This is a genomic window from Curtobacterium sp. 'Ferrero', assembly GCF_002412165.1.
GTDB lineage: Bacteria > Actinomycetota > Actinomycetes > Actinomycetales > Microbacteriaceae > Curtobacterium.
On record NZ_NXIA01000004.1, the window covers coordinates 1 to 26268 of the forward strand.

Here is a 26268-nt window from a genome sequence, read left to right on the forward strand (position 1 = left end):
ACGGCCGCGCGTACCCGATCAGCCGAGCGGACCCGGTCAGAACAGCGGCCACGGCACGGCGGGGCCGTGCCCCGGCGGCGGCGGGAAGATGCCGACGGCGCGGAGCGCCGCGCACCGGGCGCCGAGCGTGTCGATCTCCTGCGGGGTCAGGTGCTCCTCGAGCGCTCGGCCGAGGTCGCCGCGCAGGGCCTCGGACACGCGGTCCACGCCCTCGAGTTCGTCGGGGGTGAGCGGTTCGCCGATCCACCCCCACAGCACGGTCCGGAGCTTGTGCTCGACGTGGAAGGTGAGCCCGTGGTCGACGCCGTACCGGTGGCCGTCGGGCATGGCCAGGACGTGCCCGCCCTTCCGGTCGGCGTTGTTCACGACCGTGTCGAACACCGCCATCCGACGCAGCTGCTCGGTGTCCTCGTGCACGAGGGTGACGGGCTGTTCGTGCTCGTCGATCGCCTCGAGGACCGGCAGCCAACCGCTGTCCGGCGCCTCGGCGACGTCCGGCGCGACGATGTCGACGGCGTCCTGCTCGGGATCGATGTCCTGCCACCGCTGGACCATCCCGGGTCCGAACGGGCCGTCGCCCAACCACGTCGGCGGGACCACCGACCATCCGAACGCCTCGGACACCAGGAACGCGGCGACCTCGCGACCGGCGAGCGTGCCGTCTGGGAAGTCCCACAGCGGCCGCTCGCCCTCGACGGGCTTGTAGACCACGGCTTCGCCGTCGAGGTCGGCGAGGAAGGTCGCGTTCGACGCCTCGCGGATGCGCGCGCGGATGGTCAGGTCGGTCATGCGACGCCGGGCGGCCGCCCTGCCGCGACGACCTCGCGGGTGCGCTCGACGAAGGCCCGGGCGGTCCCGACCGGGATCTTCACCTGGAAGAGCTCAGCGGGCTCGGGGATCTCGACGACGGCCTCGACCTCGCCGTCCTCGCCGGTCTCCTCGGCGACGATCTCGACCTCGTCGTCGATGGGGTACGCCTCGATCACGACCTGCGCGGTCGCGGGGTCGAACCCCAGGCTGAGCGCCCCGGCTCGGAACTCCGGCTCGACGGGCTGGTCGAGCGGGTCGCCGTCGAACAACTCCTTCGGCGCGGTCTCCGGCACGCTGAAGCGGTTGTCGTCGACGGTCGCGACCTCGTCGAGGAGTTCGGCGACCTTGTCGGCGAGGACGGCCGACTGCTCCTTCTCGAGAGCGACGCTCGTGACGCGTCTGCCGTCACGTGCCTGCAGGTAGAACGCGCGCTCGCCGGGCCGTCCGATCGTGCCGACGACGATGCGGTCCGGCCAGTCGAAGCCGTGGACGATGGTGGGCATACCCGAAGTGTAGGAGCCGACGGCTCCGGTCGTTCAGGGAGCGACGGTCCCCGGACGGTCGCCGTCGGACGTGGCCGACGACGGCTCGTGTCCGGCGCCGCCGCCGACGGCCGCGTCGCCGGCCGGCGCGGGTGCAGCGGCCAACCAGGACAGGTCGCCGGACTCGGTGTTCGTCGCGACGACCTCGGGCCGGTGCTCGCCGTATCGCACGATCGACACCGAGGCCGGACCCACGGCGATCCGCTGGAACAGGTCGAGGTGCATGCCGAACGCGTCCGCGAGCACGGACTTCACGATGTCGCCGTGGCTCACCGCGACCCAGACCGCACCGGGACCGTGCTGCCGTTCGACCTCGGCGTCGAGCCGCCGGACGGCCGTCACCGCGCGCGACTGCATGGTCGGCATGGACTCCCCGCCGGGGAACACGACGGCGCTCGGGTTCGCCTGCACCGTGCGCCAGAGGGGCTCCTTCGCCAGGTCGGCGAGCTTGCGGCCCTGCCACTCGCCGTAGTCGGCTTCGGTGATGGCCCGCTCCACGACGGTGTCGGGCGCGCGGCCGTGCGCGGCGCGCTGGGCGTCGGCGATCGCCCGGGCCGTCTGACGGCAGCGTTCGAGGGGGCTCGTGACGAGTGCGGCGAGCGGGACCGCGGCGATGCGCTCGGCGGTCCGCTGGGCCTGCCGGCGCCCGACGTCGTCGAGCCGGACCCCGGCCGTGCGGCCGGCGAGGAGTCCGGTGGCGTTCGCGGTGGTGCGTCCGTGCCGGACGAGGAGGACGGTCGCCATGCCGACGATCCTAGGCCGCGTGCTGCGCCGCGCCCGCGGGCTCCGGCACCAGCCGCCCGTCGACCACCCGCGGGTCGACCACCCGCCCGTCGACCACGCTCACGAGCTCGTCGAGCGCTCCCCGGTGGACGAGGTCGTGCGTCACGAGCAGGGTCGCCGTCCCGCGCTCGTGCGTCAGCCGGGCGATGAGGTCCATCACGGCACCGCCCCGCTCCTGGTCGAGGGCGCTCGTCGGTTCGTCGACGAGCAGGACGTCGGGGTCGTGCACGAGCGCCCGGGCGATCGCGACCCGCTGCCGCTGCCCGCCGGAGAGCTGCGCGGGGCGCTTGTCACCGTGACCGGTGAGCCCGACGGCGTCGAGCAGGTCGTCCACACGGTCCCGCGACACCGACCCGCCGCCGCCGCCGAGGTGCCCCATCACGAGCAGCTGTTCCCGTGCCGTCAGCGAGGGGATCAGGTTCGACTGCTGGAACACGATGCCGATGCGCTCACGGCGGAGCGAGGTCGCCGCGTTCCGGGACAGCTGCGCGGCGTCGACGACCGGCCCGTCCGCACCCCCGACGAGCACCCGTCCGGAGTCCGGCCGGATGAGCGTCGCCGCGACCGCGAGCAGCGAGGACTTCCCGGAGCCGGACGGGCCGGTGATGCCCGTCACCACCCCGGCGGGCGCGGTGAGGGAGACGTGGTCGACGGCGGTGACGCGGCGGTCACCGTCGGGGAAGGTGAGGGTGACGTCGTCGAGGGTGATCATCGGTTGCTCCCGAGTGCGGTGAGGGGGTCGGCTGCGGTGACGGTGCGGAGGGCGACCGCGGCGCCGGCGAGCCCGAGCAGGGCCATCGCGGCACCGGGCACCAGGGTGGTGAGCGGGCTGAGGAGGAACGGGAGCGCACCGCCGGCGAGCACTCCGAGCCCGACGACGAGGGCGGTGCCGACGCCGATGCCGAGCACGAGGACGACGAGTGCCTGCCCGAGGGCGTCGCGGACGAGCGACGGCGTGCTCGCGCCGAGGGCCTTGAGCACGGCGACGTCGCCGGCGCGCTGCATGGTCCACACGGTGAAGAACGCACCGACCACGAGCGCGGAGACCCCGAAGAGCATCACGATCATCAAGCCGAGCGAGCCGATCTCGGACCGGAAGGTCTCGAGCGCGGTCAGGGAGCCGAGGGGCGTCGCGGCCGAGGTGTGGGTGCGATCGGCGACCGCCGCCCAGTCCGGCTGGCCGGTCACGGCGAGCACCGTCGGGTCGCCGTCGCCGCCGAGCCGACGGTCTGCCTGAGCCCACGCCGTCGGGGTCATCGTGACGACCGGGGTGTGACTGTACCAGAGGTCGTCACCGACCGTCGCGACCGTGAACGTCGCCCCGGCGATCGTGACGCGGTCCCCGGTCCGGACGCCGAGGTCGTGTGCGGCGCCGGAGGACAGGCCGACGTCGCCGTCGCGTTCAGGAGCGAGCCGCGCCACCGCGCCGTCGTCCGACGGGGGCAGCCCGAACAGCGCGACCCCGACCGCGGAACCAGAACCAGAACCAGCACCGGCACCGGACTCGCCCCCGCGAGCCGCGCGCCCCTGCAGGATGCCCACGGGGACCACCCGCTCGACGCCGGCCGACGCGCGCCAGTCGGCCCGTGCCTCCCGGCCGACGCCCGACGTGGAGAACGACGGCTGCCCGCCGGACGGCTGCTGCAGGACGAGTCGGTCGCCCGGCAGGGCGAGCACGGCCGACACGTTCTGTGCGGCCAGGCCCCCGGTCAGCCCCGCGAGGAAGCCGACGAGGACGGTGATGAGCGCCACGACGGACCCGATGAGCAGGAACCGTCCGCGGGCGAACCGGAGATCGCGCCAGGCGACGAACACGGTGGTCCTTCCCGTGTCGCGGACCCTCCGCGACCACGACGACCAGCCTCGCGAGCGGACCGCTCGGGGACATCGACGGGCATGCTGGTCCTCCGCTCCGACTTTCGGTTGATCCGCCGACGCCCGCGCGACCGTACGCTGACGGGGACATGGCGCACGGAACCCTCACCCCGGTGTTCGTCGGTCTCCGGACCGGCCTGCACGTGCTGTCCGCGGCACTCCTGGCGCTCGTGGTGGCGCGGGTCGTGGTCGTCGGTGGTCCGACGGCGCTGCCGGCACTCGTGCTCGCCGCGCTCTTCGCCGGTGTGTACCTCCTCGGCGCCCGCGTCGCGCGGACGACCGGCCCGCGACGGCAGCGTGCCGGGGCGTGGTGGCTCGTAGCGCTGACGGTGGTGTGGGCGGCCCTGCTGGTCCTGGTGCCCGAGGCCGCCTACCTGGTGTTCCCGCTGTTCTTCCTGTACCTGCACGTGCTGCCGCGGATGGTCGGTCCGGCAGCGGTCGTCGTCGCGACCGCCGTGTCGATCGTCGCGCTCGGACTGCACGGGGGCTTCACGGTCGGGGGCGTGATCGGGCCGCTCGTCGGTGCCGGGGTCGCACTGCTGATCGGGCTCGGGTACCGGGCCCTCGCGCGCGAGGCCGCGGAACGCGAGCAGCTCGTCGCCGAACTCCTCGCGACCCGCGACCGCCTGGCCGCGACCGAGCGCGAGCAGGGCGTGCTCGCCGAACGGGCTCGGCTCGCGCGGGAGATCCACGACACGGTCGCGCAGGGCCTGTCGAGCATCCAGATGCTGCTGCACGCGGCCGAGCGCGCGGACGGCGACCGACCCGGCACGGAGCACATCCGGCTGGCGCGCCAGACCGCCGCCGAGGGGCTCGCGGACACGCGCCGCTTCATCCGCGAACTCGCGCCGCCCGCGCTCGAGGCGGGGCTGCCCACCGCCCTGCGGCGGCTGGCGGACGCCAGCTGGTCGGTCGACGGGCTGACGGTCGCGGTGGACGCGCCGGACACGGTGTCGCTGCCGATGGACGTGCAGACGGCGCTGCTGCGGATCGCGCAGGGCGCGCTCGCCAACGTGGTGCAGCACGCGCAGGCCACCTCGGTCCGGCTGACGCTCACGGTGGACGGACGGGAGGCGCGGCTCGCGGTCGCCGACGACGGTCGCGGGTTCGACGTGGCCGGGTCCGGTGACGGCGTGGGAGCGGGCCGGTCGGACTCGTTCGGCCTGCGCGCCATGGCGGACCGCGTCGCGCAGTTCGGCGGTCGGCTCGACGTCGAGTCGCTGCCCGGCCGCGGGACCTCGGTCGTCGCGACGCTGGAGGTCCCGTGATCCGCATCGTCATCGCCGACGACCACCCCGTGGTCCGCGCCGGGCTCCGTGCGCTGCTCGACGGCGAACCGGACGTCGAGGTCGTCGCCGAAGCCGCCACGCCGGACCAGGCGGTCGACGCCGCCGTCCGGTTCGCTCCCGAGCTCGTGCTCATGGACCTGCAGTTCGGCGAGCGCACCACGGGCGCGGACGCCACCCGTCGGATCCGGGCGCTCGAGGCCGCGCCGTACGTGCTCGTGCTGACGAACTACGACACCGACGGCGACATCCTCGGCGCGGTGGAGGCCGGAGCGAGCGGGTACCTGCTCAAGGACGCACCGCCGGAGGACCTCGTGGCCGCGGTGCGCGCGGCGGCGTCCGGGCAGAGCGCCCTCGCCCCGACGATCGCCGGGCGGCTCATGGCGCGGATGCGTGCGCCGCAGGTGAGCCTGTCCGCGCGGGAGATCGAGGTCCTGGCACTCGTCGCGGAGGGGGCGTCGAACGGCGAGGTCGCCGCGCGCCTGTTCATCTCCGACGCCACCGTGAAGTCGCACCTGGTGCACGTGTTCTCGAAGCTCGGGGTCTCCTCGCGCACGGCGGCGGTGAACGAGGCGCGTCGACTGGGGGTGCTGCGACGCGGCGCGTGACCGCTCCTGTGCGATCGCGACTGCGCGATCTGGACAAGGTTCGGATGCCGCGCGGTGAGGCACCAGGATGGGACGGTGCTCGTCTCCATCCTCTACATGAGTCGCGCGAACGTCCCCTTCGACGATGCGGACATGCAGGAGCTCCTCCGCGAGGCGCGCATCCGGAACACGGCGCTCGGGGTGTCCGGGCTCCTCGTCGCCAAGAGCGGCCGCTTCATGCAGCTGCTCGAGGGGCCGGCGTGGAGCGTGGACGACCGGTTCGCGGCGATCTCCCGCGACGCCCGACACGGAGACGTGAAGTCGCTCGTCCGCGAGGACATCGAGCGTCGTCGGTTCGACGGCTGGGCCATGGCCTACCGCTCGCTGGAGGACGCGGACGTCGAGCAGCAGGAGGGCTTCAGTCCCTTCCTCACCGGCGACATGGACTTCCCGCGCGCGTTCGACCGCACGAGTTCCGCGTGGCTCCTGAAGTGGTTCCGCTCCCGCGAGCTCAACGACGCCTGACGCCCCGCCCGGGCCGCGGCGTCACCGTTCGAGGGTGACCCACTCCTCGTCGCGGCGGTACCCGAGTGCCGCCCCCGCCGCGATGATCGCCGCGTTGTCCGCCGAACCACCGGTGCGGAACCGGCGGACGCCGTCCTCGACGAGCGCGAGCACCGACGCGGCCTTCACGGCGACGCCGACGCCCCGACCGCGGAACGCCGGGTCGACGACGGTGAAGTCGGTCTCGACGGTGTCGCCGTCCCGGTCGACGTAGGTCAGGCCGACGAGCCGTCCGTCCGGCGTCCAGGCGCCGAATGCCCGGCGGTCGTGGTGGAGCGCGGCGGTCACGTCGGTGAGGAGCTCGTGCCGCGTGGCGACACTGCCCGGGTAGTCCCCGACGGTGGCGGCATCGAGCGCGCGCACGGCGCGGAGGTCGGCCTCACCGAGCTCGCGGACGACGAACGGTGCGACACGGTCCACACGTGCACGGAGCTGGGCTCGGTCCAGTCCACCGGCGTCGAGCTGCGCACCGAACGAGCGGGCCGTCGTCCGCCACCCCGCCGCGGCGAGCGCCCGGACGCGCGGGTCGTCCGCGCGCAGCACCGTGGTCTCCCCCATGGCCGCAGCCTACGGCGTGCCGAACAGGTCCGCGACGACGCCGAGCAGACGCTCGCGGTGCCTCGGGTCGACGATGCCGGCGAGCACGAGCCGCCACATGGACTCGAGCGCCGGGAAGAGGTCCTGCCGTCCGGTCCGGACGGCGGAGACCAGGTGGACGCCCGTGAACATCGGCACGACGGTCGCGCCGAGCTGCTCGGCGGTGAGGTCGGTCCGGAGCTCTCCTGCCGCGAGCGCCAGCCGGAACAGGTCGCTGATGCCGCCGATCCACTGCTCGTAGAACGCGGCGGTCGCGGCGCCGAACTCCCCGCGCTCCAGGGACAGGCGGATGCCGGCGCTGACCACCGGGTCGTCGAGGAGCATCTCGGCGATGCCGTGGGAGGCGCGGAGCAGGGCGTGGAGCGGCGACGCGTCGGCGAGGCGCACGACGTCGAAGGTCCGGACGTTCTGCTCGTCGATGACCCCGAGGGCGAGCGACAGCTTCGTCGGGAAGTGGAAGTGCAGCGCGCCCTGCGAGACGCCCGCTCCGCGGGCGACGGCGGCGATCGTGGTCGCGGACCAGCCGACGCGTTCGAACTCGCGCGCAGCGGCTTCGAGGATCAGGGTGCGTCGTTCCACGACACCAGTGTCGCGGACTGGAGGCACGGGGCGGGCCCCGCCACGCGCCTCCCGTCCGCGCGCGTCAGCCGTGGAGCGCGTCGTGGCGCTCCTGCCGCACCTCAGGGCGGAGCCAGACCTTGACCACCGGCCCGGACCCGGGCGTCGGGTCGGTCGGGACGGTGACCTCGAGTGCCTCCGCGGTCTGCGTCCACGCCGCCTCACCGTCCTGGCCGAGGACCTCGACACTCCGGACCGGACGGCCCAGCAGGTTCGCGCCGCTGCCGAACGACCGGATCCGTGCGACGCCGTCCGCGGGCGTGCCGAGCAGCATCGCGTAGACGTACTCGCCCGTGACGTCGATCCGCCGGGTGAAGCGGACGTCCTCGTGGGTGTAAGCCGGGGCCTCCCCGTCGACGAACGACCCGGCCTGCACCGCGGTCGGGCCCTCGCCGAACACCGTCCACGGACGGGAGCCGTAGATCGCCTCGCCGTTCACGACGAGCCACCGGCCGATCGCCTCGAGCAGCTCCTGCTCGGGCTCGGCGATCGTGCCGTCCGGCTTCGGTCCGACGTTGAGCAGCAGGACGCCGTTCTTCGAGACCACGTCCACGAGCTCGGCGACCAGGTCCGGGACCGACTTGTGGTCGTGCCCCTCGATCCAGCACCAGGCGGACTTGGACACCGAGGTGTCGTTCTGCCAGACGGTGGGTGCGATGCCGCCCAGGGCGCCACGCTCGATGTCGTAGACCGCGGACCCCTCCGCGAAGGCGTCCCACTTGTAGTTGATGACGACCTCGCGGCCCCACTCGGCCGCCCGGTTGTAGTAGTACGCCGCCAGTGTCCGCAGCCACGGCTCGAACGCGGGCTGCTCGATCCACCAGTCGAACCAGAGCACCTGGGGCCGGTACTTGTCGATCACCTCGACCGTCCGGAGCAGCCAGTCCTCGAGGTGCCGCTCGTTCGGGGCGGTCTCCTCGCGCTGGGCGGGGCCGTAGAAGTCGATGAACCGGGGGTCGAGGACGTCGGAGTCGAACCGGGCGCCGCCGTTCATGAAGAACCAGTGCTCCGCCCGGTGTGACGAGGCACCCCGGACCATGAACGCGTCGTCGGCGGCCTGGAGCAGGTCACCGAACACGTCCCGCTGCGGTCCCATCCGTGCCGCACTCCACCGGGAGCGGTCGGTGTCGTACATGGCGAACCCGTCGTGGTGCTCGGCGACGGGGACCACGAACTGCGCCCCCGCCCGACGGAACAGGTTCGCCCAGGCCTGCGGGTCGAAGTGCTCCATCCGGAACGACGGGATGAAGTCCTTGTAGCCGAACTCGGCCTGCGGCCCGTAGGTGGCGACGTGGTGCTCGAACTCGGGCGTGCCCTCCCGGTACATGTCACGGGAGTACCACTCGTTCCGGAACGCCGGCACCGAGTACACACCCCAGTGCAGGAAGATCCCGAACTTCGCGTCCTGGTACCACCGCGGCGGGGTGTACCGGCGCAGGGACTCCCAGGTCGCCTCGAACGGGCCGGCCGCGACCACGGCCGAGACCCGGGCCAACGCCTCGGAGTTGTCGGACACGTCCACCGGTTCCGGCAGCGTGGTCGGGTCGATGCGGGGCAGGTCGCTGGTCATGACTCCTCCTCGAGCCTGGCGATCGGATCAGAACGAAACGTTCCGCTCGTGCTGTTCGACACGGTAGCGTTCCTTCCAGCCGTCGTGAAGAGGTTGCGACGAAACGTTTCGGGCAGTGCCGCCCGGGAAGGAGCACCGTGGACGTCGAGACCAGCCGCCTGCTGCGTACCGGGGCGCGGATCCCCTCGATCGGGCTCGGCACCTTCGGGTCCGACCGGTACGGACCCGACGAGGTCGCGGCTGCTGTCCGCGGGGGGCTCGCGGCCGGGTACCGGCTGGTCGACTGCGCATCCGTGTACGGGAACGAGGCCGAGGTCGGCGCGGCCATCGCGGACAGCGGCGTCCCGCGCGACGAGCTCTTCGTGATGTCGAAGGTCTGGAACGACGCGCACGAGCCGGACGCCGCCGTCGCGTCCGTCCGCCGGTCGCTCCGTGACCTGCGGACCGACCACCTCGACGCCGTGTTCGTGCACTGGCCGTTCCCGAACCACCACGCCCCGCACGCCTCCGTCGAGGACCGCGACCGCCGTGCGCGCCCGTACGACCACGGGGCCTACCTCGCACTGTGGCGCGCCCTCGAAGAACTCGTCGACGAGGGGGTCGTGCGGCACCTCGGCACGTCGAACACCACGGTGCCGAAGCTCCGACTCCTGCTCGAGGACGCCCGGGTACTCCCGTCGCTCAACGAGATGGAGCTCCACCCCACCTTCCAGCAGCCCGAGCTGTTCGACTTCTGCCGCGCGAACGCCGTGCAGCCCATCGGGTACTCGCCGCTCGGTTCGCCGTCCCGGCCCGAGCGGGACCGCACCGACGAGGACCCGGTCGACATCGACCACCCGGTCGTCCGACGGATCGCGGCCGCCCACGGCGTGCACCCGGCGGTGGTCTGCCTGAAGTGGGCGGTGGCGAGGGGGCAGGTGCCGATCCCGTTCTCGGTCAAGCCCGAGCAGTACCGGGCGAACCTCGAGGGCGCGCTCACCGATCCGCTGACGGCCGACGAACTCGCGGCGATGACGGAGGTGGACCGGGGCGTGCGCCTGATCAAGGGCCAGGTGTTCCTGTGGGAGGGCGCCGACAGCTGGCACGACCTGTGGGACGAGGACGGCACGATCCCGGGCGGCCGCGGGTGACGGCGACCTACAAGGACCTGCAGCAGGCCACCGGCCTCTCGCTCGCGACGATCTCGAAGTTCTACAACGGCGGCACGGTTCGCGACGGGAACGCGCGTGCCATCGAGCAGGCCGCCGAGCGGCTCGGGTACCGACCGAACGGCGTCGCCAGGAGCCTGCGCTCGCGGCGCTCCGGCACCATCGGGGTCCTCCTGCCGGCACTCGACAACGACTTCCACCTCACCGTGATCGCGGGCGTGGAGAGCGCTCTGCGCCCGTACGGCATGAGCGTGATCGTTTCCTCGAGCCCGGACGCCGCCGCCGGTGCCGTCGACCTGCTCCTCAGCCGCATGGTCGACGGGATCGTCGCCGTGCCGTCCCGGCACGACGTCGACGCCCTGCGCCGGGCGGCCGAGCGGGTCCCGGTCGTGCAGGTGGACTGGCGAGCCGACGGTCTCGACACCGACGGCGTGTACCTCGACAACCACGGCGCAGGGGCCCTCGCCGCCCGGCACCTGGTGGACCACGGGCACCGGCGGCTCGCCGTCATCGGGGGCGACCCCGCGATCTCGACGATGCGGGAGCGGACCGAGGGGTTCCTCGACGTCGCCCGGGCCCACGGCGCCCAGGTCGACGACGCCGCGGTCTCCGGCGGACCCCTGACGGTCGAGAACGGCCGCGACGCGATGCAACGGCTGCTCGTGCTGCCCGAGCGTCCCAGCGCGGTGTTCTGCGCGAACTACGAACTGACCCTCGGAGCGGTCATCACCCTGAACGAGTCGGGGCTCCGGCTCGGACAGGACCTCTCGGTCGCCGGGTTCGACGGGCTCGAGCTCGCGCAGGCCACGGTGCCGAAGCTGACCGTCGTCGTGCAGCCGACCCACGAGCTCGCCGTCCGCGCGGCGGAGCGCATCCGGGAGCGGCTCGACGAACGTGGGAGGGACCGTCCGGGGAGCGCCGTCCGCGACGTCGCCGACCCGATCGACGTCGTCGTCCCGCCACGCCTGGTCGCCGGCGGCTCCGTCGCCCGGCTCCCCCGCCCCGACGCCCTGGAGGCATGATGCTGCGCTACACCCTCACCCACCAGCCGACGCTCAGTGCGCTGGCGTCGCTCGGGCACGGCTCGAAGGTGCTCGTCGCGGACGCGAACTACCCGTTCGCGACGGCGATGCACCCGGGGGCGGCCCTGGTCCACCTGAACTTCCGACCCGGGCTGCTCGACGTCGACGAGGTGCTCACGACGCTCCTCGACGCGGTCCCGGTCGAGGCCGCCACGGTCATGACGCCGCCGCCGGAGGGGCCGGTCGCGGCGCACGACGGGTACCGGCGGATCCTCGGGCCGGACGTCCCGCTCGGGCACCTGGACCGCTTCGCCTTCTACGACGCCGTCCGCGCCCCGGAGACCGGCCTCGTCATCGCGACGGGCGACCAGCGCTCGCACGCGAACCTGCTCCTCGAGCTCGGGTTCGTCGCGACGGTCTGATCGGGGTCGCCCGACGCCGCAAGACGCGGTCGCGGGACGACCGTGACCGCACCACCCGCTCAGGCGGCGTGCCTGCCCAGGGTGATCCGCTCCTCCTGGCCGTCCTGCAGGTCCCGCGCGCGGAACCAGCGGAGCAGGAAGTCGGCGGACGTGCCGGCGAGCGTCCCGGGCAGCGCCTCGCGCCGCTGCAGGAACCCGCTGAAGCCCGGCTCCTCGAGGACGTCCACGTCGGAGGGCGAGCCGAACGCCATCGCCCACCCGTCGAAGCGGCGGCTCTCGATCGCCTCCCGCGACAGCGACTGCACGTCACGGTGGCGCGGGTCGCGTTCGATCGCGGCGTAGCGGTCCTCGACGCTCCAGCTGGGGCCCTCGAGGACCTGCATGAAGCGGCCGCCCTTGGCGAGCAGCAGCCCCGAGACCCCGAGCGCGTCGTTGCGCAGACGGGCTTCGCGGAGCATGTCGACGAGCTGGGCGTCAGTGAGCTCGTCGACGGCGACGGACATGTACACGAGGGAGGTGAGGGAGGTCATCGGCGCCAGTGTCGTTCCGCACCCGGACCGACGTCAACGCGGTCGTCCACGGACCGCACCGGGCCGTGGACGACTGCGTCGACCGGATGAGGGTCAGGTGAGCGCGAGCAGGGTGTTCACCTGCTCGTTGACCCCTGTGAGCGTCGACACCGGCTTGCCGTTCGCGTAGATGTCGTCGAAGGCGGGCTGCACCAGCGCCTGCACGTCGGCGGGGTTCCGCGTCACCGGGAAGAGGAACGTGGTGCCGTCCTCGACCTGCTGGGTGAACGCCGTGACGTCGAGGCCGCGCTCGGCGTACGCGGCCACCGCGGCGTCGGTCCCGGAGCGACGGGCCGGGAAGACGATGCCCGCCCGGCCGACGATGTCCTGTGCGGCCGCGCTGCCGAGGAAGGCGACCCACTTCGCCGCCGCCACGGGGTTCTTCGCCTGCTTCGTGATCGAGTCTCCGAGTCCGTTGAACATCGACGCACGGTGACCGACCGGGCCCTTCGGGGTCGGTGCGATGCCGACGTCCACCCCCTGCAGACCGGCGTAGGTGCCGATCATCCACGAGCCGTTGAACGACAAGGCCACCTTCTTCGAGCCGAGTTGCACGTCCGGGCCGGTCGTCGTCGAGAACACCCCGTACTCCGGCATGTAGCCCTTCTCGGCGAGCCCGAAGTACCACGAGATCGTCTTCTGCAACACCGGCTCGTCGTAGCGGAACCGGTTCCCCCACGGGTTCTCGTTCGTGTAGAACCAGTCGGTCGAGCCGGTGAAGGGCGACCACTGTGTCTGCCCGAACCCGTCGCCGCCGCTGCCGTTGGCGCTCATGCCGTACACGGCGACGTCGGTCTTGTCGAACCCGGGTTCGTCGCCGCGGCGCCCCTTCCCGTCGATCGTGAGGTGGGCGATCGCCCGCTCGAAGGTCCCGCCGTCGTCCGGGTTCCACTCCAGAGCTGCGAGGTCGTCCGCGGTGTAGCCGGCCTTCGCGATGACCCGCTTGTCGTAGAACATCGCGATGGTGTCCCAGTCCTTCGGCGACCCGTACCGGTGGCCGTCCTGGCCCTTCCAGAGCTGGGCGAGCCCGGACTGGTAGTCGTCGTCGCGGATGGCGCTCGTGGCCTCGAGCTCGTCGAGCTTCCAGAGCACGTCGAGGTCGGCGAACTGCGGGAACTTCGAAAGGTGGTCCGTGAAGACGTCGGGTGCGGTGCCGGCGATGAACCCGGCGGTGAGCTTCGTCCAGTAGTCGGTCCACCCCAGTTGGGTGATCTTGATCCGGATGTCGGGGTTCTCGCGTTCGAAGGCCTTCGCGACGGCCTGGTACGCGGGGAGCTGGTTCGCGTCCCAGAGCCAGTAGGAGACGGTCCCGGTCTTGCCGCTGCGCGGGTTCGGGGTGCTCGGGGACGAGCAGGCGGCGAGCGCGCCGAGGGCCAGGGCGGAGGCGCCGCCCGCGAAGAGGGCTCGGCGGGAGATGGAGTGCGTCATGAGCGGTCCCTACTTGATGCCGGAGAAGCCGATGGAGTTGACGATGCGCTTCGCGAAGAGCCCGAACAGCACGATCATCGGGAGCGCCGCTACGAGGGTCGCGGCCATCAGACCCGCCCAGTCGGTGCCGGACTGCGGCGACTGCGACTTGAAGACGCCGAGTGCCACGGTGAGCACCCGGGAGCTGTCCGTGTAGGACACCATCAGCGGCCAGAAGTAGTCGTTCCACGCGGTGATGTAGGTGAGCACGGCGAGCGTCGCGATCGGGGCGGAGGCCATGGGCAGGATGAGCCGGAAGAACACCCGGACCTTGCCGGCACCGTCGATGAGCGCGGCCTCCTCGACCTCGCGCGAGATCCCGAGGAAGAACTGCCGCAGGAAGAACACGGCGAACGGGGTCATCAGCATCGACGGGAGGGAGATACCGAGCAGTGTGTCGACGAGTCCGAGGGACTTGATGAGCGCGAAGTTCGGCAGGAGCGTGAAGATGGTCGGCACCATGAGCCCGGCGAGGAACACCGCGAACACCCTGTCGCGCCCGGGCCACCGCAGCCGGGCGAAGGCGTAGGCGGCCGCTGCGGAGAAGAACACCTGGCCGACCGTGATCATCGTCGCCGTGATCACCGAGTTCAGCAGGTAGCGCCAGAAGTCGATCGCGGCGCCGGAGCCGCCCTGGGCGAGCGCCTCCTTCGTGGACTGCATGCCGAAGACGCGCTCGAACCCGCCGAGGCTGAAGCCCGTGGGCAGCAGCGAGGTGGGGTCGGCGGAGATCGCGCCGTTGGACGAGAGCGCGGTGCGGAGGATCCAGTAGAACGGGAACAGGGTGACGACGATCACGGCGATCATCGCGCTCCAGGCGACCACCCGACCGACGGATGGTCTGCGACGCGGCGGACGCGGACCACCGCGTGTGGTGATCGCACGGGTGGTCTGGGGTTCGACCACGGGAGGCATGGTGCTGGTCATCTTCGACTCGCTTCCGGGAGGTGAGGGGCGGCCGCCTCGGCGGACGGCCGGGTGGGATCGGCCGCGTCAGTCCAGGTCGCTCTCGCCGGAGCGCGAGAGGCGGTACTGGACGAACGTGATGACGCTGAGGACGACGAGGAGGGCCACCGAGACGGCGGACGCGTAGCCGAACTGGAATCGCCCGAAGGCCAGGTTGTAGATGTAGTTCTGCACGACGTTCGTGGCGTTCGCCGGGCCGCCCTGCGTGGTGACGGCGACGGTGTCGAACACCTGGAACGAGCCGATGATCGTGATGATGAGCACGAGCGAGAGGATCGGCCGGAGCAGCGGGACCGTGATGCGCCAGAACATCTGCCACTCGCTGGCGCCGTCGATGCGACCGGCCTCGTACACCTGCTCGGGCAGGGCCTGCAGGCCGGCGAAGATGAGCAGCGCCGTGTAGCCGACGTTCCTCCACACGTTGATGAAGGCGATCGTCGGGATTCCCCACACGTCGCTCTGGAGGAACGGGATGCGTCCGACGCCGATGGCCGACAGGACCTCGTTCCCGATGCCGAGCTGCGTGTCGAGGATCCACAGCCAGATGAGCGCGGCGACGACGTTCGAGACGAGGTAGGGCGCGAGGACGATCCCACGGACGAACGTGGACTTCGTCAACCGGTGCATCATCACCGCGATGAACAGGGCGAGGACGGTCTGGAACCCGATGTTGAGGAGCACGTACTCGACGGTCACCGACATCGAGTTCCAGAAGATCGAGTCCTGCACGAGCCGTGCGTAGTTCTGCAGTCCGGTGAAGACCGGGGGCGTGAGCAGGTTGTACGTCGTGAAGCTCAGGTAGATGCCCCGGACCGTCGGCCAGACGAGGAACACCAGGAACCCGATCGCGGCCGGGGCGATGAACACCACCGCGAGCCAGAGGTCGTTGCGGGGCCGACGCCTCGGGGAGACGCTCCGGGCACGGGCGAGGTCGGCAGAGCGCCCCCGCCCCGCGCGTGGTGTCGACAGGGTTTCCGTTGCCATCGCGACTCCTTCGTCTGCGGCGGACCGGCCGGATGCGGCGGTCCGTGGCCGGGAATCTACACGTGGAGACCCGTTCCGACAAGAGTCAACGGTGTTCATGGAAAACGTGGTTGTCACGAGTAGACAAGCGTGCAATGCTGGCCCGGATCGCACCGGCGCGGCCCGCCCGGCGACGCAACCCTCCGTTCGGAAAGGTCACTGATGATCTCCATCGCCATGGTCGGCGCCGGCCAGTTCGCCCCCCAGTTCGCCAAGCTGTTCAAGCTCCACCCCGACGTCGACCGGGTCTTCGTGACCGACCTCGTCGAGGACCGCGCGGCGGACCTCGTCGAGAGCCAGCACCTCGACGGCACGTTCGCGGACTTCGACGCCGCGCTCGCGTCGGACGTCGACGCGGTCGCGATCTTCACCCAGCGCTGGACCCACGGTCCGCTCGTGGTGCAGGCCCTCCGTGCCGGCAAGCACGTCTACTCCGCGGTACCGATGGCCGTCTCCGTCGACGAGATCCGCGCGATCATCGAGACCGTCCGCGAGACGGGACTCACCTACATGATGGGCGAGACCAGCTACTACAACCCGGCGACGGTGTTCGCCCGGAAGCAGGTCGCTGCCGGCGCGTTCGGCCGGGTCTTCTACGCCGAGGGCGACTACGTCCACGACATGGACCTCGGGTTCTACGCCGCGTACCAGTACAGCGGCGGCGAGGACTGGAAGCGCACCGCCAGCTACCCGCCCATGCTCTACCCGACACACTCCGTCGGCGGCGTGCTCGGCGCGATCCCCGGACACGCGGTGAGCGTCAGCTGCATCGGTGTCAGGGACGACCGCGGCGACGGCGTCTTCGACAAGGACGTCAGCCAGTTCGACAACGACTTCTCGAACGCGACCGCGCTGTTCGAGCTCGACAACGGCGGCGTCGTGCGGATCAACGAGATGCGCCGTGTCGGCTACCCGTCGCACATCCGCGAGTCCCGCTTCCGGTACTTCGGCACCGAGGGCAGCTTCGAGCAGCTCGCGAAGGTCAGCGTCTGGCAGGACAAGCAGGACTCGGTCGACATCAGCGACCAGATCGACACCCAGCCGACCATGTCCCTCGACGACCCCCGACTCGCTGGCGTCGACCCATCGCTCCGCGAGGCGTTCGTGTCCGGGTACGCGCCGGTCCACGACACCGGGCGCCTGCCGTCCGAGTACGACGGCGTCCCGACCGGCCACGAGGGCAGCCACCAGTTCCTCGCCGACGACTTCGTCCGTGCCGTCGTCGACCGCACCCTGCCGCCGGTGAACGCCTGGACCGCCGCCCGGTTCACCCTCCCCGGCATCATCGCGCACCAGTCCGCCCTCCGCGGCGGCGAGCGGCTCGAGGTGCCGGACTTCGGTGACGCCCCCGTGACGGTGGACGCCGGGGCCGCGAGCACCGGGTCGGAGGACGCGGCGGTGTCCGGCGGCGGGTCGAGCGCCGTCTAGGATCGCAGCCACGACCGACCGTCCGGGTGTCGGCCCCGCTCGGGGTCGGCACCCGGACGCCATCCAGGAGGCCTCCGTGAGCACCCCGACCACCCCGAGGGCGGTCACCCGCGCGGACGTCGCCCGGTACGCGGGCGTCAGCACCTCCGTGGTCAGCTACGTCGTGCACGACGGCCCGCGACCGGTCGCGGCCGAGACGGCGGCACGCGTCCGCGAGGCGATCCGCGTGCTCGGCTACCGCCCGAACGCGAGCGCGCAGGCGCTGCGGACCGGCTCCTCCAAGATGCTGGGGCTCATCGTCCCGGAGCTCGACAACCCGTTCTGGCCGGAACTGGCGCAGGAGGTCATGCACGCCGCCGCCGCCCGTGGGTACGACGTGCTGCTCGCCAGCAGCGACGGCGAGGCCGCACAGGAACGCGACCGTCTCCGCACTCTGTCCGCTCGCCAGGTCGACGGGATCATCGTGACGAGCATCATGACCCGGCCGGACCTGTCGACCGTTCCCGATCCGGGCATACCGATGGTGCTCCTCAACACGTTCTTCGAGGTGCCCCGGTACGCGTCCATCGGCGTCGACGCGCTCCGCGGCGCACACGACGGCACGACGCACCTGATCGAGCACGGGTACGACTCGATCGGGCTCGTGATGGGGCACGCGGGGTCGCTGGAACTCCGCGAGCAGGGGTGGATGCGGGCGCTCCGGGACGCCGGTCGCCCCGACGGACCGATCGTCCGCTGCGCGTTCACCCGCCAGGGCGGCCACGAGGCCGGACTCCGCATGTTCGGCGACGGCACCGGCCCCCGCGCGGTCTTCGTCAGTTCCGACATGCAGGCCGTCGGGGTGCTCCGCGCGCTGCACGAACTCGGGCTCCGCGCCCCCGATGACGTCGCGATCGTGTCCTTCGACGGGTCCGCCGAGGCCGACTACACGACCCCGCAGCTCACCGTCGTGCGGCAGCCGGTCGAGACGATGGCCCGCGCCGCCGTCGACCGGGTGCTCGGCCTCGACGGCGACCACGAGTGGCACCGCGACCTCGTCCCGCCCCGCCTGGTGCTCGGGTCGAGTTGCGGGTGCGACGTGCGTCGCTGACGCGACCGCCCACCGGACGGGAGGAACGGGGCGGGCCCGCCACGGGCCTCCCGTCCGTCACGGGACCGCGCGGGTGATCCAGCACGCTCGCAGCGATCGACGCGCGCTCTTCGGCGGGCGCGGATCCACGGGCCCCCGCCGAGCATGGGAGACTCGATCAGTGCAGCACCCACCGATCGCGGTCGTCATCGCCGCCATGAGCGAAGAGGTCTCCGCGTTCACGGACCTGTTCAGCGGCAGCCCCGTCCTCGACGGTCCGGTCGGCGGCCACGACGAGCACCACCTGCTCGACGTCGGCGGGGCCACGGTCGCGGTCCGCCGCAGCGGCATCGGGTTCGCCAACGCCACCGCGGCGATCGCCCACGCGTTCCACGACTTCGGCTCCGGCACCCCCGTGATCAGCGTCGGGACCGCCGGCGGCCTCATGCACGGCATCGCGATCGGCGACGTGGTCGTCGGGGACCGCTACGTCAACCTGAACGCCGACGCCACCGCGTTCGGCTACGCGCTCGGGCAGGTCCCCGGGATGCCGACCGGCTACGCCCCGGACCAGCGCCTGGTCGACCTGGCGCTCGGTTCGGACACGGACTCGCCGCTCCGGACGGCCACGATCGGTTCGAGCGAGATCTTCGTCACCGAGGGTCGCGCCCGACTCCTGCGCGAGTCGTTCCCCACCGTCGCCGCCGTCGACATGGAGACGGCGGCGATCGCACAGTTCGCCCACGTGCACGACATGCCGTTCCTGTCGGTCCGGTGCATCAGCGACCTCTGCGCGCCGGACGGCGACGAGTTCGAGGAGCACCTCGACGACGCGTCCGCGCGCGCAGCGCGCGTGGTGCACGACGTGGTGACCGGCCTGGTCGGCTGACCCCCGGCTCGACCGCACCGGACGACGGTCGGGAGGCACGGTGCCAGCCCGTCACGTGTCTCCCGTCCGGCCGGTGCCGCCTTGTGGCCGCGCGATCGCGCGGCCACGGACGCACCGTGATCGGAGAACGTGTACTCCTTCTCAGACGTTCTGCGCACGCGTCGGGGGGTCCGCAGCGGTCCGCCGGGCAAGGTTGGGCGACCAGGACGGACGACCGAGGGGCGGCGAATGGCGTCGAGAGCGAGCAGGCCGTCCCGCGGGCGGCTGGACGGGTGGGGCTTCGTCGTCGTCGGGGGCGTGGTCGTCGCGGTGGCCCAGGTCATCGGTCTCGTCGTGATGCTGGTCGACCTCGTCGTGTGCGAGCCGCTCGAGATGGCGGCGGACGGCTCGGTCGAGGAACCGACGGTCAGTCCTGCGTCGCCGAGGCCCGCGGTGCGACCACCTGGAACATGACGTGGTCGCGCCACTGGCCCGCGATCTGCAGGTACTCCGGCGCCACCCCGTAGCGGACGAACCCGTTCCGTTCGAGCACCCGCTGCGAGCGGTGGTTCTCCGGCAGGGTCTCGGCCTGGACGCGGTGCAGGCCGAGCCGGTCGAAGGCGTGTGACACCGCGAGGCGCACCGCCTCCGTCGCGTGGCCCCGACCCTGCCGGTCCGCCCGCACCCAGTACCCGAGGGCGCAGGACTGCAGCGCTCCCCGGGTGATGCCGCTCAGGGTGATCCGGCCGACGATCTCCCCGTCCGAGTCGATGACGAACGACTGCCCGGTGCCCCGACGTTCCGCGGCGCGCAGCTGCGTGATCGTGTCGAGCTGCCCCGCGACCGTGAACCAAGAGTCAGGCCGCTGTGGCTCCCACGGCCGGAGGTGTTCCGCGTTCGCGGTGACGAGCGCCGCCAGGTCGGGGGCGTCGCCCGGTTCGATCGGGCGCAGGCGGGTGGTGGGTCGCATCGCGCGGAGGGTGTGGGATTCGAACCCACGAGACATCACTGCCCACCTGTTTTCAAGACAGGCTCCATCGGCCGCTCGGACAACCCTCCATGACCCGGCCACGTGGCGAGACGTGACCGCGTCCCGGGAAGTCTAGCGGGCTGCAGACCGGCCGACGAGGTCGCTACCGCGGGAGCGTGTCGAGCGCCGCGGCGAGTCCGTCGTCGGTGACCCCGCCGGTGAGCTCGTTGCCCGCGTCCACGACGTCCTGCGGCGCCTGCCCCATGACGACCCCACGGCCGGACGTCGACGCCCAGCGGAGCATGTCGATGTCGTTCCGGCCGTCGCCAGCGGCGAACACCCGGGAGCGCGGGATGTCGAGCCACTCCCGGACCCGTTCCATGGCGGTGGCCTTCGTCACGCCCTCGGGGGCGATGTCGAGCCACGACGTCCAGCCGACCGAGTACGAGACCTTGTGGAGACCCATCCGCTCGACGACTTGCAGGAAGTCCTCGGTGTCGTGCCCGGGCGAGATGACGACCACGCGGGTGGCCTGCACGCCGAGCAGCTGCTCGAACGGCACGTGCTCGCCCTGCACGGTCATGGTGTCGTCGGGGAAGTTGCCGGACAGCAGGAAGTGGCCGTCCTCGTCCTCGACCCCGAATGCGGCGTCGGACAGGGCGCCGTGGATGGTCTGCAGGACCTCGGTGGGGTCGAACTGCTCGACGTGCGCGTGCTCGTACGAGCCGTCCTCGCGGCGTCGGAGCGTGAGGGCGCCGTTCGCGCAGACGAGGAACCTCGGACGGATGCCGAGCGTGTCCAGGAGCGGCACCGTCATGCTCTCGCTCCGGCCGGTGGAGAGCATGACCTCGTGCCCGGCGGCCTCGGCGTCACGGACGGCGGCGGCGACGGTGTCGGTGATGACACCGTCCTCGCGCATGGTGGTGCCGTCGATGTCGAGTGCGACGAGCCAGCGCTTCGTGCCCGTGCGCGCGGACGCTCCGCCCGCACCGGCGCGCACGGCACCGTGCTCCGCGGCGGTCGGACCGCCCGCGCCGCCGGACCCGTCGACGAACCGCTCGTGGGAGGTCATCGGGGCTCGATCACCTCGACGCCGCCGAGGTACGGACGGAGGACCTCGGGCACGACGACCGAGCCGTCGGCCTGCTGGTGGGTCTCGAGGATCGCGACGATCCACCGGGTGGTGGCGAGCGTCCCGTTGAGGGTCGCGACGGGCGCGGTCTTCCCCGACTCGGTGCGGTACCGGATGTCGAGGCGACGGGCCTGGAACGTCGTGCAGTTCGAGGTCGACGTGAGCTCGCGGAAGGTGCCCTGCGTCGGGACCCACGCCTCGATGTCGAACTTGCGGGCGGCGCTCGTGCCGAGGTCTCCCCCGGCGACGTCGATCACGCGGTAGTGCAGCCCGAGGTCCTGGAGCATCGACTCCTGGTACCCGACGAGCTTCTCGTGCTCGGCCTCGGCCTCGTCGGGGTGCACGTACGAGAACATCTCGAGCTTGTTGAACTGGTGCACGCGGAGGATGCCCCGGTTGTCCTTGCCCGCCGACCCGGCCTCGCGTCGGTAGCAGGTCGACCAACCGGCGTACCGGTGCGCCTGACCGGGCTCGATCGACAGGATCTCGTCGGCGTGGAACCCGGCGAGCGCGACCTCGCTCGTGCCGGTGAGGTAGAGGTCGTCGGCCTCGAGCCGGTAGACCTCGGCCGCGTGCTCGCCGAGGAACCCGGTGCCGGCCATCGTCTCGGGCCGGACGAGCGTCGGCGTGATGAGCGGCTCGAACCCGGCCGCGACGGCTCGGTCGAGCCCGAGCGACATGAGCGCGATCTCGAGCCGGGCGCCGAGGCCACGGAGGAAGTAGAACCGCGAGCCCGACACCTTCACACCGCGGGGGATGTCGATGATGCCGAGATGCTCGCCGAGGTCGGCGTGGTCCTTCGGCTCGAAGGCGAACTCGGGCTTCGTGCCGACCGTGCGGAGCGTGACGAAGTCGTCCTCGCCGCCCTTCGGCACGCCGGGCAGGACGACGTTGGGGATCGACCGGACGACCCGGTCGAAGGTCTCCTCGGCCGCGGTGACGGTGGCCTGCGCCTCCTTCACCTTCGCCGCGAGCGCCTGGGCCTGCTGCACGAGGGCGGCCTTCTCGTCCTTCGGCGCCTTCGCGACGGTCTTGCCGAAGGCGTTCTGCTCGGCGCGGAGGGACTCGAACGCGGTGATGGCGCTCCGCCTCGCCGCGTCCGCGGCGACGGCGTCGTCGACGACGTCGACGGAGGCGCCGCGCGCCTCCTGCGAGGCCTTGATGACGTCGGGGTGGTCGCGGAGCAGCTGGGGGTCGATCACCGGTTCATCCTAGAGGGAGCGTGTGACCGCCGGACGGGAGGCGCGTGGCGGCCCCGCCCCGGGCCTCCCGTCCGTCATCGGGTCGCGTCCACGGGATGGTCGTCGCGCAGGGCGGCGACCATCCCGCGCAGCAGGCGGAAGGCCGCTGCGCGGCCCTCGTCGTCGAGGTCCCTGGTCATCCGGAGCTCGACCTCCCGCACGGCCGCGCTCGCCGCCTCCCGCTGCCGACGTCCTGCCTCCGTGAGCGTCGTGGGGAGCACCTTGCCCGTCGTCGGCGTGGACGGCCGGCTGACGATCCCGTCGCGTTCGAGCTGCTGCAGGAGCGTGTTCATCGACTGCCTCGTGACGAAGGTGCCGCGCGCCAGGTCGGAGTTCGACAGGCCGGGGCGCTGGGCGAGCAGTTCGAGGCACGAGTAGTGCGTGACCGTCATGCCGAGCGGCCGCAGGGCGTCCTCCATGGCGGACCGGAGTGCGCTCGCCGCCTCCTTGAGGGCGTAGCCGACCGAACTGTCGAGGTCGATCCGGGCTTGACGCATGTCAGAATTCTGACACGTACTCTCTGTGTCAGGCATCTGACACGAACGAAGGAGCACACCATGCCCGCCACCGGGATCGACTTCACCTCGCTGCAGGTCCGAGACCTCGACGCCTCGCGCGCGTTCTACGAGCGGTACCTCGGACTCGTCCGCGCTCCGGCGGGACCGCCGCACGCCGTGGTCTTCCAGACCGAGCCGTCCGCGTTCGCCCTGCGGGACATCGTCGAGGGCACGGACCTCTCCGACGGACAGCCCGCGCTCGGCGTCGCGCTGTGGTTCCACGCCACCGACGTCCAGGCGATCCACGACGCGCTGGTCGCCGACGGGCACACGATCGTGACCCCGCCGTTCGACGGACCGTTCGGGCGGACGTTCACGTTCGCGGACCCGGACGGGTACCCGGTGACGCTGCACGACCGGCACTGACACGGTCCCCCCACCTCCCGGCCGGTCCAGGGTCGGTTCCGCGACCGCTCGCAGCACGCGCTCGGTACGGTGGGGGCATGTCGAGCCCCTCGGAGACCGCGCCCGCAGACGACGCACTCCAGACCGAGCAGCGGACCGCCGCCGTGGTCTACAACCCGGTCAAGGTGCACCTGGAGACCCTGCAGCGCACCGTCGCGGAGCACCAGCAGGAAGCCGGGTGGGCCGAGACGCTCTGGTTCGAGACCTCGGAGGAGGACCCGGGCGGCGGCATGGCGCGCGCGGCGATCGAGGCCGGGGCCGACGTCGTCGCGGCCGCGGGCGGTGACGGGACGGTCCGGGCGGTCGCCGAGGTCGTGCACGACTCCTCCGCCGCGCTGGCCCTGCTGCCGAGCGGCACCGGCAACCTGCTCGCGCGCAACATGAAGCTCCCGCTCGACGACCTGCCCGCGAGCGTCCGCACGATCTTCCACGGTGACGACCGCACCATCGACTTCGGCACGCTGCAGGTCGAACGCGACGGCGGCGACCGGGAGCGGTTCGGCTTCCTGGTCATGGCCGGGCTCGGGCTCGACGCCCGGATGCTCGCGAACACCAGGCCCGAGCTGAAGAAGCGCGTCGGCTGGCTGGCGTACGTGGACTCGCTGTTCCGGTCGGTGCGCGACGCCGACGCGTTCGAGTTCCGCTACCAGCTCGACGACGACGGCAACCACTCGATGCGCGCGCACTCGCTCATCGTCGGCAACTGCGGGCAGCTGCAGGCCGGGGCGATCCTGCTGCCGGACGCCGAGATCGACGACGGGGTGTTCGACATCGCCGTGATGCGGCCGCGCGGCTTCCTCGGCTGGGTGCGCATCGGCGCGCGCGTGTTCTGGGAGAACGGGATCCTCCGCACCTTCCGGCGGTCGTCCCTCGCGAAGACCGTGGTCGGGCAGAAGCTCGTCACGGCGTCGCGCGAGGAACGCCCGCTGCGGTACCTCCGCGGTCAGGAGTTCACCGCACGGCTGGAGCGTGCCGACGAGTTCGAGGTCGACGGCGACCCGGTCGGCCAGATCGTGGCGTTCCGTGCCCGCATCGACCCGATGTCGCTCACGGTCCGGGTGCCGAAGCCCGGCGACGACCGCCACGGTTCCCGCCAGGTCCCCTGAGCCGCGGCGAGCGTGCGGCGGGCGGGTGCTACCGCGCGTCGGGCTCGCCGGCGAGGATGCCGCGCAGCCAGTCCCGCGCCTCGACGAACGCCTCGTCGGAGTAGCGCGCGGACACCTCCGGACGCTGCCCGTCGGCACGGGGGTACGACCCGAGGAACGTCACACGCGGGCTGAACCGGCGCAGACCGAGCAGGGCGTCGGCCACCCGCTCGTCACGCACGTGCCCGTCGAGGTCGATGACGAACCGGTAGCGTCCGAGCTCGTCGCCGATCGGCCGCGAGGACAGCAGCCCCATGTTGATCCCGCGGGTGGCGAACTGCTCGAGCATGTCGACGAGGGCGCCCGGGTGCTCGCTCGGCAGCTCCACGATGACGCTGGTCTTGTCGGCGCCGGTGGGCTCGGGCAGCGCGAGGGTCCGCGAGACGAGGACGAACCGGGTGACCGCCGAGGGGTTGTCGCCGATGGAGGACGCGAGCACCGCGAGGTCGTGGTGGTCGGTGATGCCGGGGGGCGCGACCGCGGCGTCGGCCGTCGGGTGCTCGTCGAGCAGGGACACGGCTGCCGCGACGTTCGAGGAGGCCGGGATGTGTCCGTGTCCGGGCAGGTTGGTCTCGAGCCACCGGTGCGTCTGCGCGTAGGCCACCGGGTGGGCGTTCACCGTGCGGACGTCGGCGAGCGTGGTGCCGTGGCGTGCGACGAGCACGAAGTCGACCGGGACGAGGTACTCCCCCACGATCCGGACACCGGGGATGCGGGCGAGGGCGTCCTGCGTGGCGCTGACCCCGCCGTCGACGCTGTTCTCGATGGCGATGACGGCTCCGACCGACCGGCCGCTCACCACGTCGTCGAGGGCCTCGCCGACGTTGTTCACGCTGCGCCAGGGCTTGCCCGCGGCGGCCTCGACGAGCTTCAGTGCGGCCTCGGTGAAGGTGCCGGCCGGTCCGAGGTACGAGTACGTGTCGGACGGTTCGGCGGGCGCGTTCATGCGGCGAGCCTATTGCAGCGCGCGCCTCCCCCGGAGCGCACACCGAGGGACGCCCCGGCCGCAGCGTGAGCCCACCGCGGGGTGCGCCGACCGCAGCAGGCCCCTACCGCGCCGCCTGCTCCTGTCCGGTGAGCCGCTCCTCGCAGATCGCGGGGGCGTCGTCCTCCCGCGGGTACGTCAGCGCGGCGAACCGTCCCTCGGGGTCGAGCCGGCCGAGCAGCGCCTTCGTGATGGCGTCGAGCTGCGCGACCTGCTCGTCGGTGAGCGCGTCGATGACGAACGCCCGCGCGGTCCGGACGTGTTCCGGGGCGGCCTCGACGATGGCCGCGTAGCCGGCGTCGGTGAGGCGGACGTCGGTCGCCCGGCGGTCGTCGGCGGAGGGGCACCTGCTGACGAGCCCGCGCTTCTCGAGCCGCGACACGACGTGCGACAGCCGCGGCAGCGACGCGTTCGTGGCCGACGCGAGGGCCGACATCCGCAGGGTCCGGGACTCGGTCTCCGAGAGCATGGCGATGACCATGTAGTCGAAGTGCGTCAGGTCGGCGTCGCGCTGCAGCTGCTGGTCGAGTGCCGCCGGCAGGAGCTCCATGACCGCGACGAGCTTCATCCACGCGCGCAGCTGCGTGCGGTCGAGCCACGGGACCTCGTCGGACATGCC

General features: G+C 72.0%; 29 protein-coding genes and 1 tRNA gene. 11 read left to right on the forward strand and 19 right to left on the reverse strand.

Going from position 1 to position 26268, the window contains the following annotated elements; translation table 11 throughout:
* Positions 1 to 36 precede the first annotated feature (36 nt).
* Genes Csp2054_RS05305 through Csp2054_RS05325 form a run of 5 tightly spaced genes read right to left on the reverse strand, consistent with a single transcriptional unit; the run spans position 37 to position 3950 of the window.
* Positions 37 to 789, reverse strand: coding sequence for an SCO1664 family protein (locus Csp2054_RS05305; RefSeq protein ID WP_096898276.1), 753 nt, complete (start codon positions 787 to 789; stop codon positions 37 to 39).
* Positions 786 to 1313 carry a DUF3090 domain-containing protein gene (locus Csp2054_RS05310; RefSeq protein ID WP_096898277.1) on the reverse strand — a complete coding sequence of 176 codons (528 nt, stop codon included), beginning with the start codon at positions 1311 to 1313 and terminating at the stop codon, positions 786 to 788. The genes Csp2054_RS05305 and Csp2054_RS05310 overlap by 4 nt, the downstream gene beginning before the upstream one ends.
* 33 nt (positions 1314 to 1346) lie before the next feature.
* Positions 1347 to 2096: a histidine phosphatase family protein gene (locus Csp2054_RS05315; protein WP_096898278.1), complete on the reverse strand. Its 750-nt coding sequence runs from the start codon at positions 2094 to 2096 to the stop codon at positions 1347 to 1349.
* A 10-nt stretch (positions 2097 to 2106) separates the two neighbouring features.
* Positions 2107 to 2847 (reverse strand): ABC transporter ATP-binding protein, encoded by a 741-nt coding sequence (locus Csp2054_RS05320; RefSeq protein ID WP_096898279.1) that lies wholly within the window; start codon positions 2845 to 2847, stop codon positions 2107 to 2109.
* Entirely contained in the window at positions 2844 to 3950 is a 1107-nt protein-coding gene (locus tag Csp2054_RS05325; protein WP_096898280.1) for an ABC transporter permease, read from the reverse strand. Before Csp2054_RS05325 ends, Csp2054_RS05320 begins: the two co-directional genes overlap by 4 nt.
* A gap of 149 nt (positions 3951 to 4099) precedes the next feature.
* On the opposite strand from Csp2054_RS05325, the gene Csp2054_RS05330 reads away from it, so the two are divergent.
* The 3 genes from Csp2054_RS05330 to Csp2054_RS05340 all read left to right on the forward strand — a co-directional run bounded on the left by Csp2054_RS05330 (position 4100) and on the right by Csp2054_RS05340 (position 6408).
* On the forward strand, positions 4100 to 5278 hold the full coding sequence (locus Csp2054_RS05330) for a sensor histidine kinase (protein ID WP_096898281.1): 1179 nt from the start codon (positions 4100 to 4102) through the stop codon (positions 5276 to 5278).
* On the forward strand, positions 5275 to 5904 hold the full coding sequence (locus Csp2054_RS05335) for a response regulator (RefSeq protein ID WP_096898282.1): 630 nt from the start codon (positions 5275 to 5277) through the stop codon (positions 5902 to 5904). Before Csp2054_RS05330 ends, Csp2054_RS05335 begins: the two co-directional genes overlap by 4 nt.
* 75 nt (positions 5905 to 5979) lie before the next feature.
* Complete coding sequence (locus Csp2054_RS05340) at positions 5980 to 6408, forward strand: BLUF domain-containing protein (RefSeq protein WP_096898283.1); 429 nt, start codon at positions 5980 to 5982, stop codon at positions 6406 to 6408.
* A gap of 21 nt (positions 6409 to 6429) precedes the next feature.
* Here the strand turns inward: Csp2054_RS05340 and Csp2054_RS05345 are convergent, their stop codons facing one another.
* The 3 genes from Csp2054_RS05345 to Csp2054_RS05355 form a co-directional block, all read right to left on the reverse strand.
* Positions 6430 to 7005 carry a GNAT family N-acetyltransferase gene (locus Csp2054_RS05345; protein ID WP_096898284.1) on the reverse strand — a complete coding sequence of 192 codons (576 nt, stop codon included), beginning with the start codon at positions 7003 to 7005 and terminating at the stop codon, positions 6430 to 6432.
* Positions 7006 to 7014: 9 nt separating this feature from the next.
* Positions 7015 to 7623 (reverse strand): ScbR family autoregulator-binding transcription factor, encoded by a 609-nt coding sequence (locus tag Csp2054_RS05350; RefSeq protein WP_176491571.1) that lies wholly within the window; start codon positions 7621 to 7623, stop codon positions 7015 to 7017.
* 64 nt (positions 7624 to 7687) lie between these two features.
* Positions 7688 to 9232: an alpha-L-fucosidase gene (locus tag Csp2054_RS05355; protein WP_096898286.1), complete on the reverse strand. Its 1545-nt coding sequence runs from the start codon at positions 9230 to 9232 to the stop codon at positions 7688 to 7690.
* Between the two features lie 137 nt (positions 9233 to 9369).
* On the opposite strand from Csp2054_RS05355, the gene Csp2054_RS05360 reads away from it, so the two are divergent.
* The 3 genes from Csp2054_RS05360 to Csp2054_RS05370 are packed head-to-tail and all read left to right on the forward strand — an operon-like array spanning position 9370 to position 11824.
* On the forward strand, positions 9370 to 10362 hold the full coding sequence (locus tag Csp2054_RS05360; protein ID WP_096898287.1) for an aldo/keto reductase: 993 nt from the start codon (positions 9370 to 9372) through the stop codon (positions 10360 to 10362).
* Positions 10359 to 11402 carry a LacI family DNA-binding transcriptional regulator gene (locus Csp2054_RS05365; protein WP_096898288.1) on the forward strand — a complete coding sequence of 348 codons (1044 nt, stop codon included), beginning with the start codon at positions 10359 to 10361 and terminating at the stop codon, positions 11400 to 11402. The genes Csp2054_RS05360 and Csp2054_RS05365 overlap by 4 nt, the downstream gene beginning before the upstream one ends.
* The gene (locus Csp2054_RS05370; RefSeq protein WP_255252625.1) at positions 11399 to 11824 is read left to right on the forward strand and encodes an RbsD/FucU family protein; all 426 of its coding nucleotides are present in this window, start codon (positions 11399 to 11401) and stop codon (positions 11822 to 11824) included. The genes Csp2054_RS05365 and Csp2054_RS05370 overlap by 4 nt, the downstream gene beginning before the upstream one ends.
* 59 nt (positions 11825 to 11883) lie before the next feature.
* On the opposite strand, the gene Csp2054_RS05375 is transcribed toward Csp2054_RS05370, so the two are convergent.
* The 4 genes from Csp2054_RS05375 to Csp2054_RS05390 form a co-directional block, all read right to left on the reverse strand.
* A complete protein-coding gene (locus Csp2054_RS05375) occupies positions 11884 to 12354 on the reverse strand; it encodes a BLUF domain-containing protein (RefSeq protein WP_096898290.1) in 471 nt (156 codons plus the stop codon).
* A 93-nt stretch (positions 12355 to 12447) separates the two neighbouring features.
* Entirely contained in the window at positions 12448 to 13821 is a 1374-nt protein-coding gene (locus tag Csp2054_RS05380) for an ABC transporter substrate-binding protein (RefSeq protein ID WP_096898291.1), read from the reverse strand.
* 9 nt (positions 13822 to 13830) lie between these two features.
* Positions 13831 to 14775 carry a carbohydrate ABC transporter permease gene (locus tag Csp2054_RS05385; protein WP_096898468.1) on the reverse strand — a complete coding sequence of 315 codons (945 nt, stop codon included), beginning with the start codon at positions 14773 to 14775 and terminating at the stop codon, positions 13831 to 13833.
* Positions 14776 to 14853: 78 nt separating this feature from the next.
* Positions 14854 to 15810, reverse strand: coding sequence for a carbohydrate ABC transporter permease (locus tag Csp2054_RS05390; protein ID WP_096898292.1), 957 nt, complete (start codon positions 15808 to 15810; stop codon positions 14854 to 14856).
* A gap of 201 nt (positions 15811 to 16011) precedes the next feature.
* On the opposite strand from Csp2054_RS05390, the gene Csp2054_RS05395 reads away from it, so the two are divergent.
* The 3 genes from Csp2054_RS05395 to mtnN all read left to right on the forward strand — a co-directional run bounded on the left by Csp2054_RS05395 (position 16012) and on the right by mtnN (position 19235).
* Positions 16012 to 17277, forward strand: coding sequence for a Gfo/Idh/MocA family protein (locus Csp2054_RS05395; RefSeq protein WP_411897137.1), 1266 nt, complete (start codon positions 16012 to 16014; stop codon positions 17275 to 17277).
* 76 nt (positions 17278 to 17353) lie between these two features.
* A complete protein-coding gene (locus Csp2054_RS05400) occupies positions 17354 to 18367 on the forward strand; it encodes a LacI family DNA-binding transcriptional regulator (RefSeq protein WP_096898293.1) in 1014 nt (337 codons plus the stop codon).
* A 160-nt stretch (positions 18368 to 18527) separates the two neighbouring features.
* Positions 18528 to 19235, forward strand: coding sequence for a 5'-methylthioadenosine/S-adenosylhomocysteine nucleosidase (mtnN, locus tag Csp2054_RS05405; RefSeq protein ID WP_096898294.1), 708 nt, complete (start codon positions 18528 to 18530; stop codon positions 19233 to 19235).
* 406 nt (positions 19236 to 19641) lie between these two features.
* Here the strand turns inward: mtnN and Csp2054_RS05415 are convergent, their stop codons facing one another.
* The 5 genes from Csp2054_RS05415 to Csp2054_RS05435 form a co-directional block, all read right to left on the reverse strand.
* Complete coding sequence (locus Csp2054_RS05415; RefSeq protein ID WP_096898296.1) at positions 19642 to 20184, reverse strand: GNAT family N-acetyltransferase; 543 nt, start codon at positions 20182 to 20184, stop codon at positions 19642 to 19644.
* Between the two features lie 4 nt (positions 20185 to 20188).
* Positions 20189 to 20273: transfer RNA gene (locus Csp2054_RS05420), tRNA-Ser, on the reverse strand.
* A 74-nt stretch (positions 20274 to 20347) separates the two neighbouring features.
* Positions 20348 to 21256 carry an HAD family hydrolase gene (locus tag Csp2054_RS05425; RefSeq protein ID WP_096898297.1) on the reverse strand — a complete coding sequence of 303 codons (909 nt, stop codon included), beginning with the start codon at positions 21254 to 21256 and terminating at the stop codon, positions 20348 to 20350.
* Positions 21253 to 22518, reverse strand: a complete 1266-nt coding sequence (serS, locus tag Csp2054_RS05430; protein ID WP_096898298.1) for a serine--tRNA ligase — start codon at positions 22516 to 22518, stop codon at positions 21253 to 21255. Before serS ends, Csp2054_RS05425 begins: the two co-directional genes overlap by 4 nt.
* Before the next feature lie 74 nt (positions 22519 to 22592).
* Positions 22593 to 23054 carry a MarR family winged helix-turn-helix transcriptional regulator gene (locus tag Csp2054_RS05435; protein WP_096898299.1) on the reverse strand — a complete coding sequence of 154 codons (462 nt, stop codon included), beginning with the start codon at positions 23052 to 23054 and terminating at the stop codon, positions 22593 to 22595.
* Between the two features lie 60 nt (positions 23055 to 23114).
* Between Csp2054_RS05435 and Csp2054_RS05440 the strand changes: the two genes are divergently transcribed.
* Together Csp2054_RS05440 and Csp2054_RS05445 are read left to right on the forward strand one after the other, a co-directional pair.
* On the forward strand, positions 23115 to 23480 hold the full coding sequence (locus Csp2054_RS05440; protein ID WP_096898300.1) for a VOC family protein: 366 nt from the start codon (positions 23115 to 23117) through the stop codon (positions 23478 to 23480).
* A gap of 77 nt (positions 23481 to 23557) precedes the next feature.
* Positions 23558 to 24625, forward strand: coding sequence for a diacylglycerol/lipid kinase family protein (locus tag Csp2054_RS05445; protein WP_096898301.1), 1068 nt, complete (start codon positions 23558 to 23560; stop codon positions 24623 to 24625).
* A gap of 28 nt (positions 24626 to 24653) precedes the next feature.
* Here Csp2054_RS05445 and pheA read toward each other — a convergent pair whose 3' ends face one another.
* The gene (pheA, locus tag Csp2054_RS05450) at positions 24654 to 25610 is read right to left on the reverse strand and encodes a prephenate dehydratase (protein ID WP_096898302.1); all 957 of its coding nucleotides are present in this window, start codon (positions 25608 to 25610) and stop codon (positions 24654 to 24656) included.
* Positions 25611 to 25713: 103 nt separating this feature from the next.
* Positions 25714 to 26265, reverse strand: coding sequence for a MarR family winged helix-turn-helix transcriptional regulator (locus tag Csp2054_RS05455; protein WP_096898303.1), 552 nt, complete (start codon positions 26263 to 26265; stop codon positions 25714 to 25716).
* Between the last annotated feature and the right edge of the window lie 3 nt (positions 26266 to 26268).

Excerpts from the sequence above, each read along its gene's own strand:
- Csp2054_RS05455 (WP_096898303.1), bottom strand. The coding sequence starts at position 26,265 with ATGTCCGACGAGGTCCCGTGGCTCGACCGCACGCAGCTGCGCGCGTGG.
- Csp2054_RS05345 (WP_096898284.1), bottom strand. The coding sequence starts at position 7,005 with ATGGGGGAGACCACGGTGCTGCGCGCGGACGACCCGCGCGTCCGGGCG.
- Csp2054_RS05310 (WP_096898277.1), bottom strand. The coding sequence starts at position 1,313 with ATGCCCACCATCGTCCACGGCTTCGACTGGCCGGACCGCATCGTCGTC.
- Csp2054_RS05445 (WP_096898301.1), top strand. The coding sequence starts at position 23,558 with ATGTCGAGCCCCTCGGAGACCGCGCCCGCAGACGACGCACTCCAGACC.
- Csp2054_RS05385 (WP_096898468.1), bottom strand. The coding sequence starts at position 14,775 with ATGCCTCCCGTGGTCGAACCCCAGACCACCCGTGCGATCACCACACGC.
- Csp2054_RS05425 (WP_096898297.1), bottom strand. The coding sequence starts at position 21,256 with ATGACCTCCCACGAGCGGTTCGTCGACGGGTCCGGCGGCGCGGGCGGT.
- Csp2054_RS05355 (WP_096898286.1), bottom strand. The coding sequence starts at position 9,232 with ATGACCAGCGACCTGCCCCGCATCGACCCGACCACGCTGCCGGAACCG.
- Csp2054_RS05390 (WP_096898292.1), bottom strand. The coding sequence starts at position 15,810 with ATGGCAACGGAAACCCTGTCGACACCACGCGCGGGGCGGGGGCGCTCT.
- Csp2054_RS05330 (WP_096898281.1), top strand. The coding sequence starts at position 4,100 with ATGGCGCACGGAACCCTCACCCCGGTGTTCGTCGGTCTCCGGACCGGC.
- Csp2054_RS05380 (WP_096898291.1), bottom strand. The coding sequence starts at position 13,821 with ATGACGCACTCCATCTCCCGCCGAGCCCTCTTCGCGGGCGGCGCCTCC.
- Csp2054_RS05320 (WP_096898279.1), bottom strand. The coding sequence starts at position 2,847 with ATGATCACCCTCGACGACGTCACCCTCACCTTCCCCGACGGTGACCGC.
- Csp2054_RS05370 (WP_255252625.1), top strand. The coding sequence starts at position 11,399 with ATGATGCTGCGCTACACCCTCACCCACCAGCCGACGCTCAGTGCGCTG.
- Csp2054_RS05305 (WP_096898276.1), bottom strand. The coding sequence starts at position 789 with ATGACCGACCTGACCATCCGCGCGCGCATCCGCGAGGCGTCGAACGCG.
- Csp2054_RS05395 (WP_411897137.1), top strand. The coding sequence starts at position 16,012 with ATGATCTCCATCGCCATGGTCGGCGCCGGCCAGTTCGCCCCCCAGTTC.
- Csp2054_RS05315 (WP_096898278.1), bottom strand. The coding sequence starts at position 2,096 with ATGGCGACCGTCCTCCTCGTCCGGCACGGACGCACCACCGCGAACGCC.
- pheA (WP_096898302.1), bottom strand. The coding sequence starts at position 25,610 with ATGAACGCGCCCGCCGAACCGTCCGACACGTACTCGTACCTCGGACCG.
- Csp2054_RS05435 (WP_096898299.1), bottom strand. The coding sequence starts at position 23,054 with ATGCGTCAAGCCCGGATCGACCTCGACAGTTCGGTCGGCTACGCCCTC.
- Csp2054_RS05375 (WP_096898290.1), bottom strand. The coding sequence starts at position 12,354 with ATGACCTCCCTCACCTCCCTCGTGTACATGTCCGTCGCCGTCGACGAG.
- Csp2054_RS05440 (WP_096898300.1), top strand. The coding sequence starts at position 23,115 with ATGCCCGCCACCGGGATCGACTTCACCTCGCTGCAGGTCCGAGACCTC.
- Csp2054_RS05415 (WP_096898296.1), bottom strand. The coding sequence starts at position 20,184 with ATGCGACCCACCACCCGCCTGCGCCCGATCGAACCGGGCGACGCCCCC.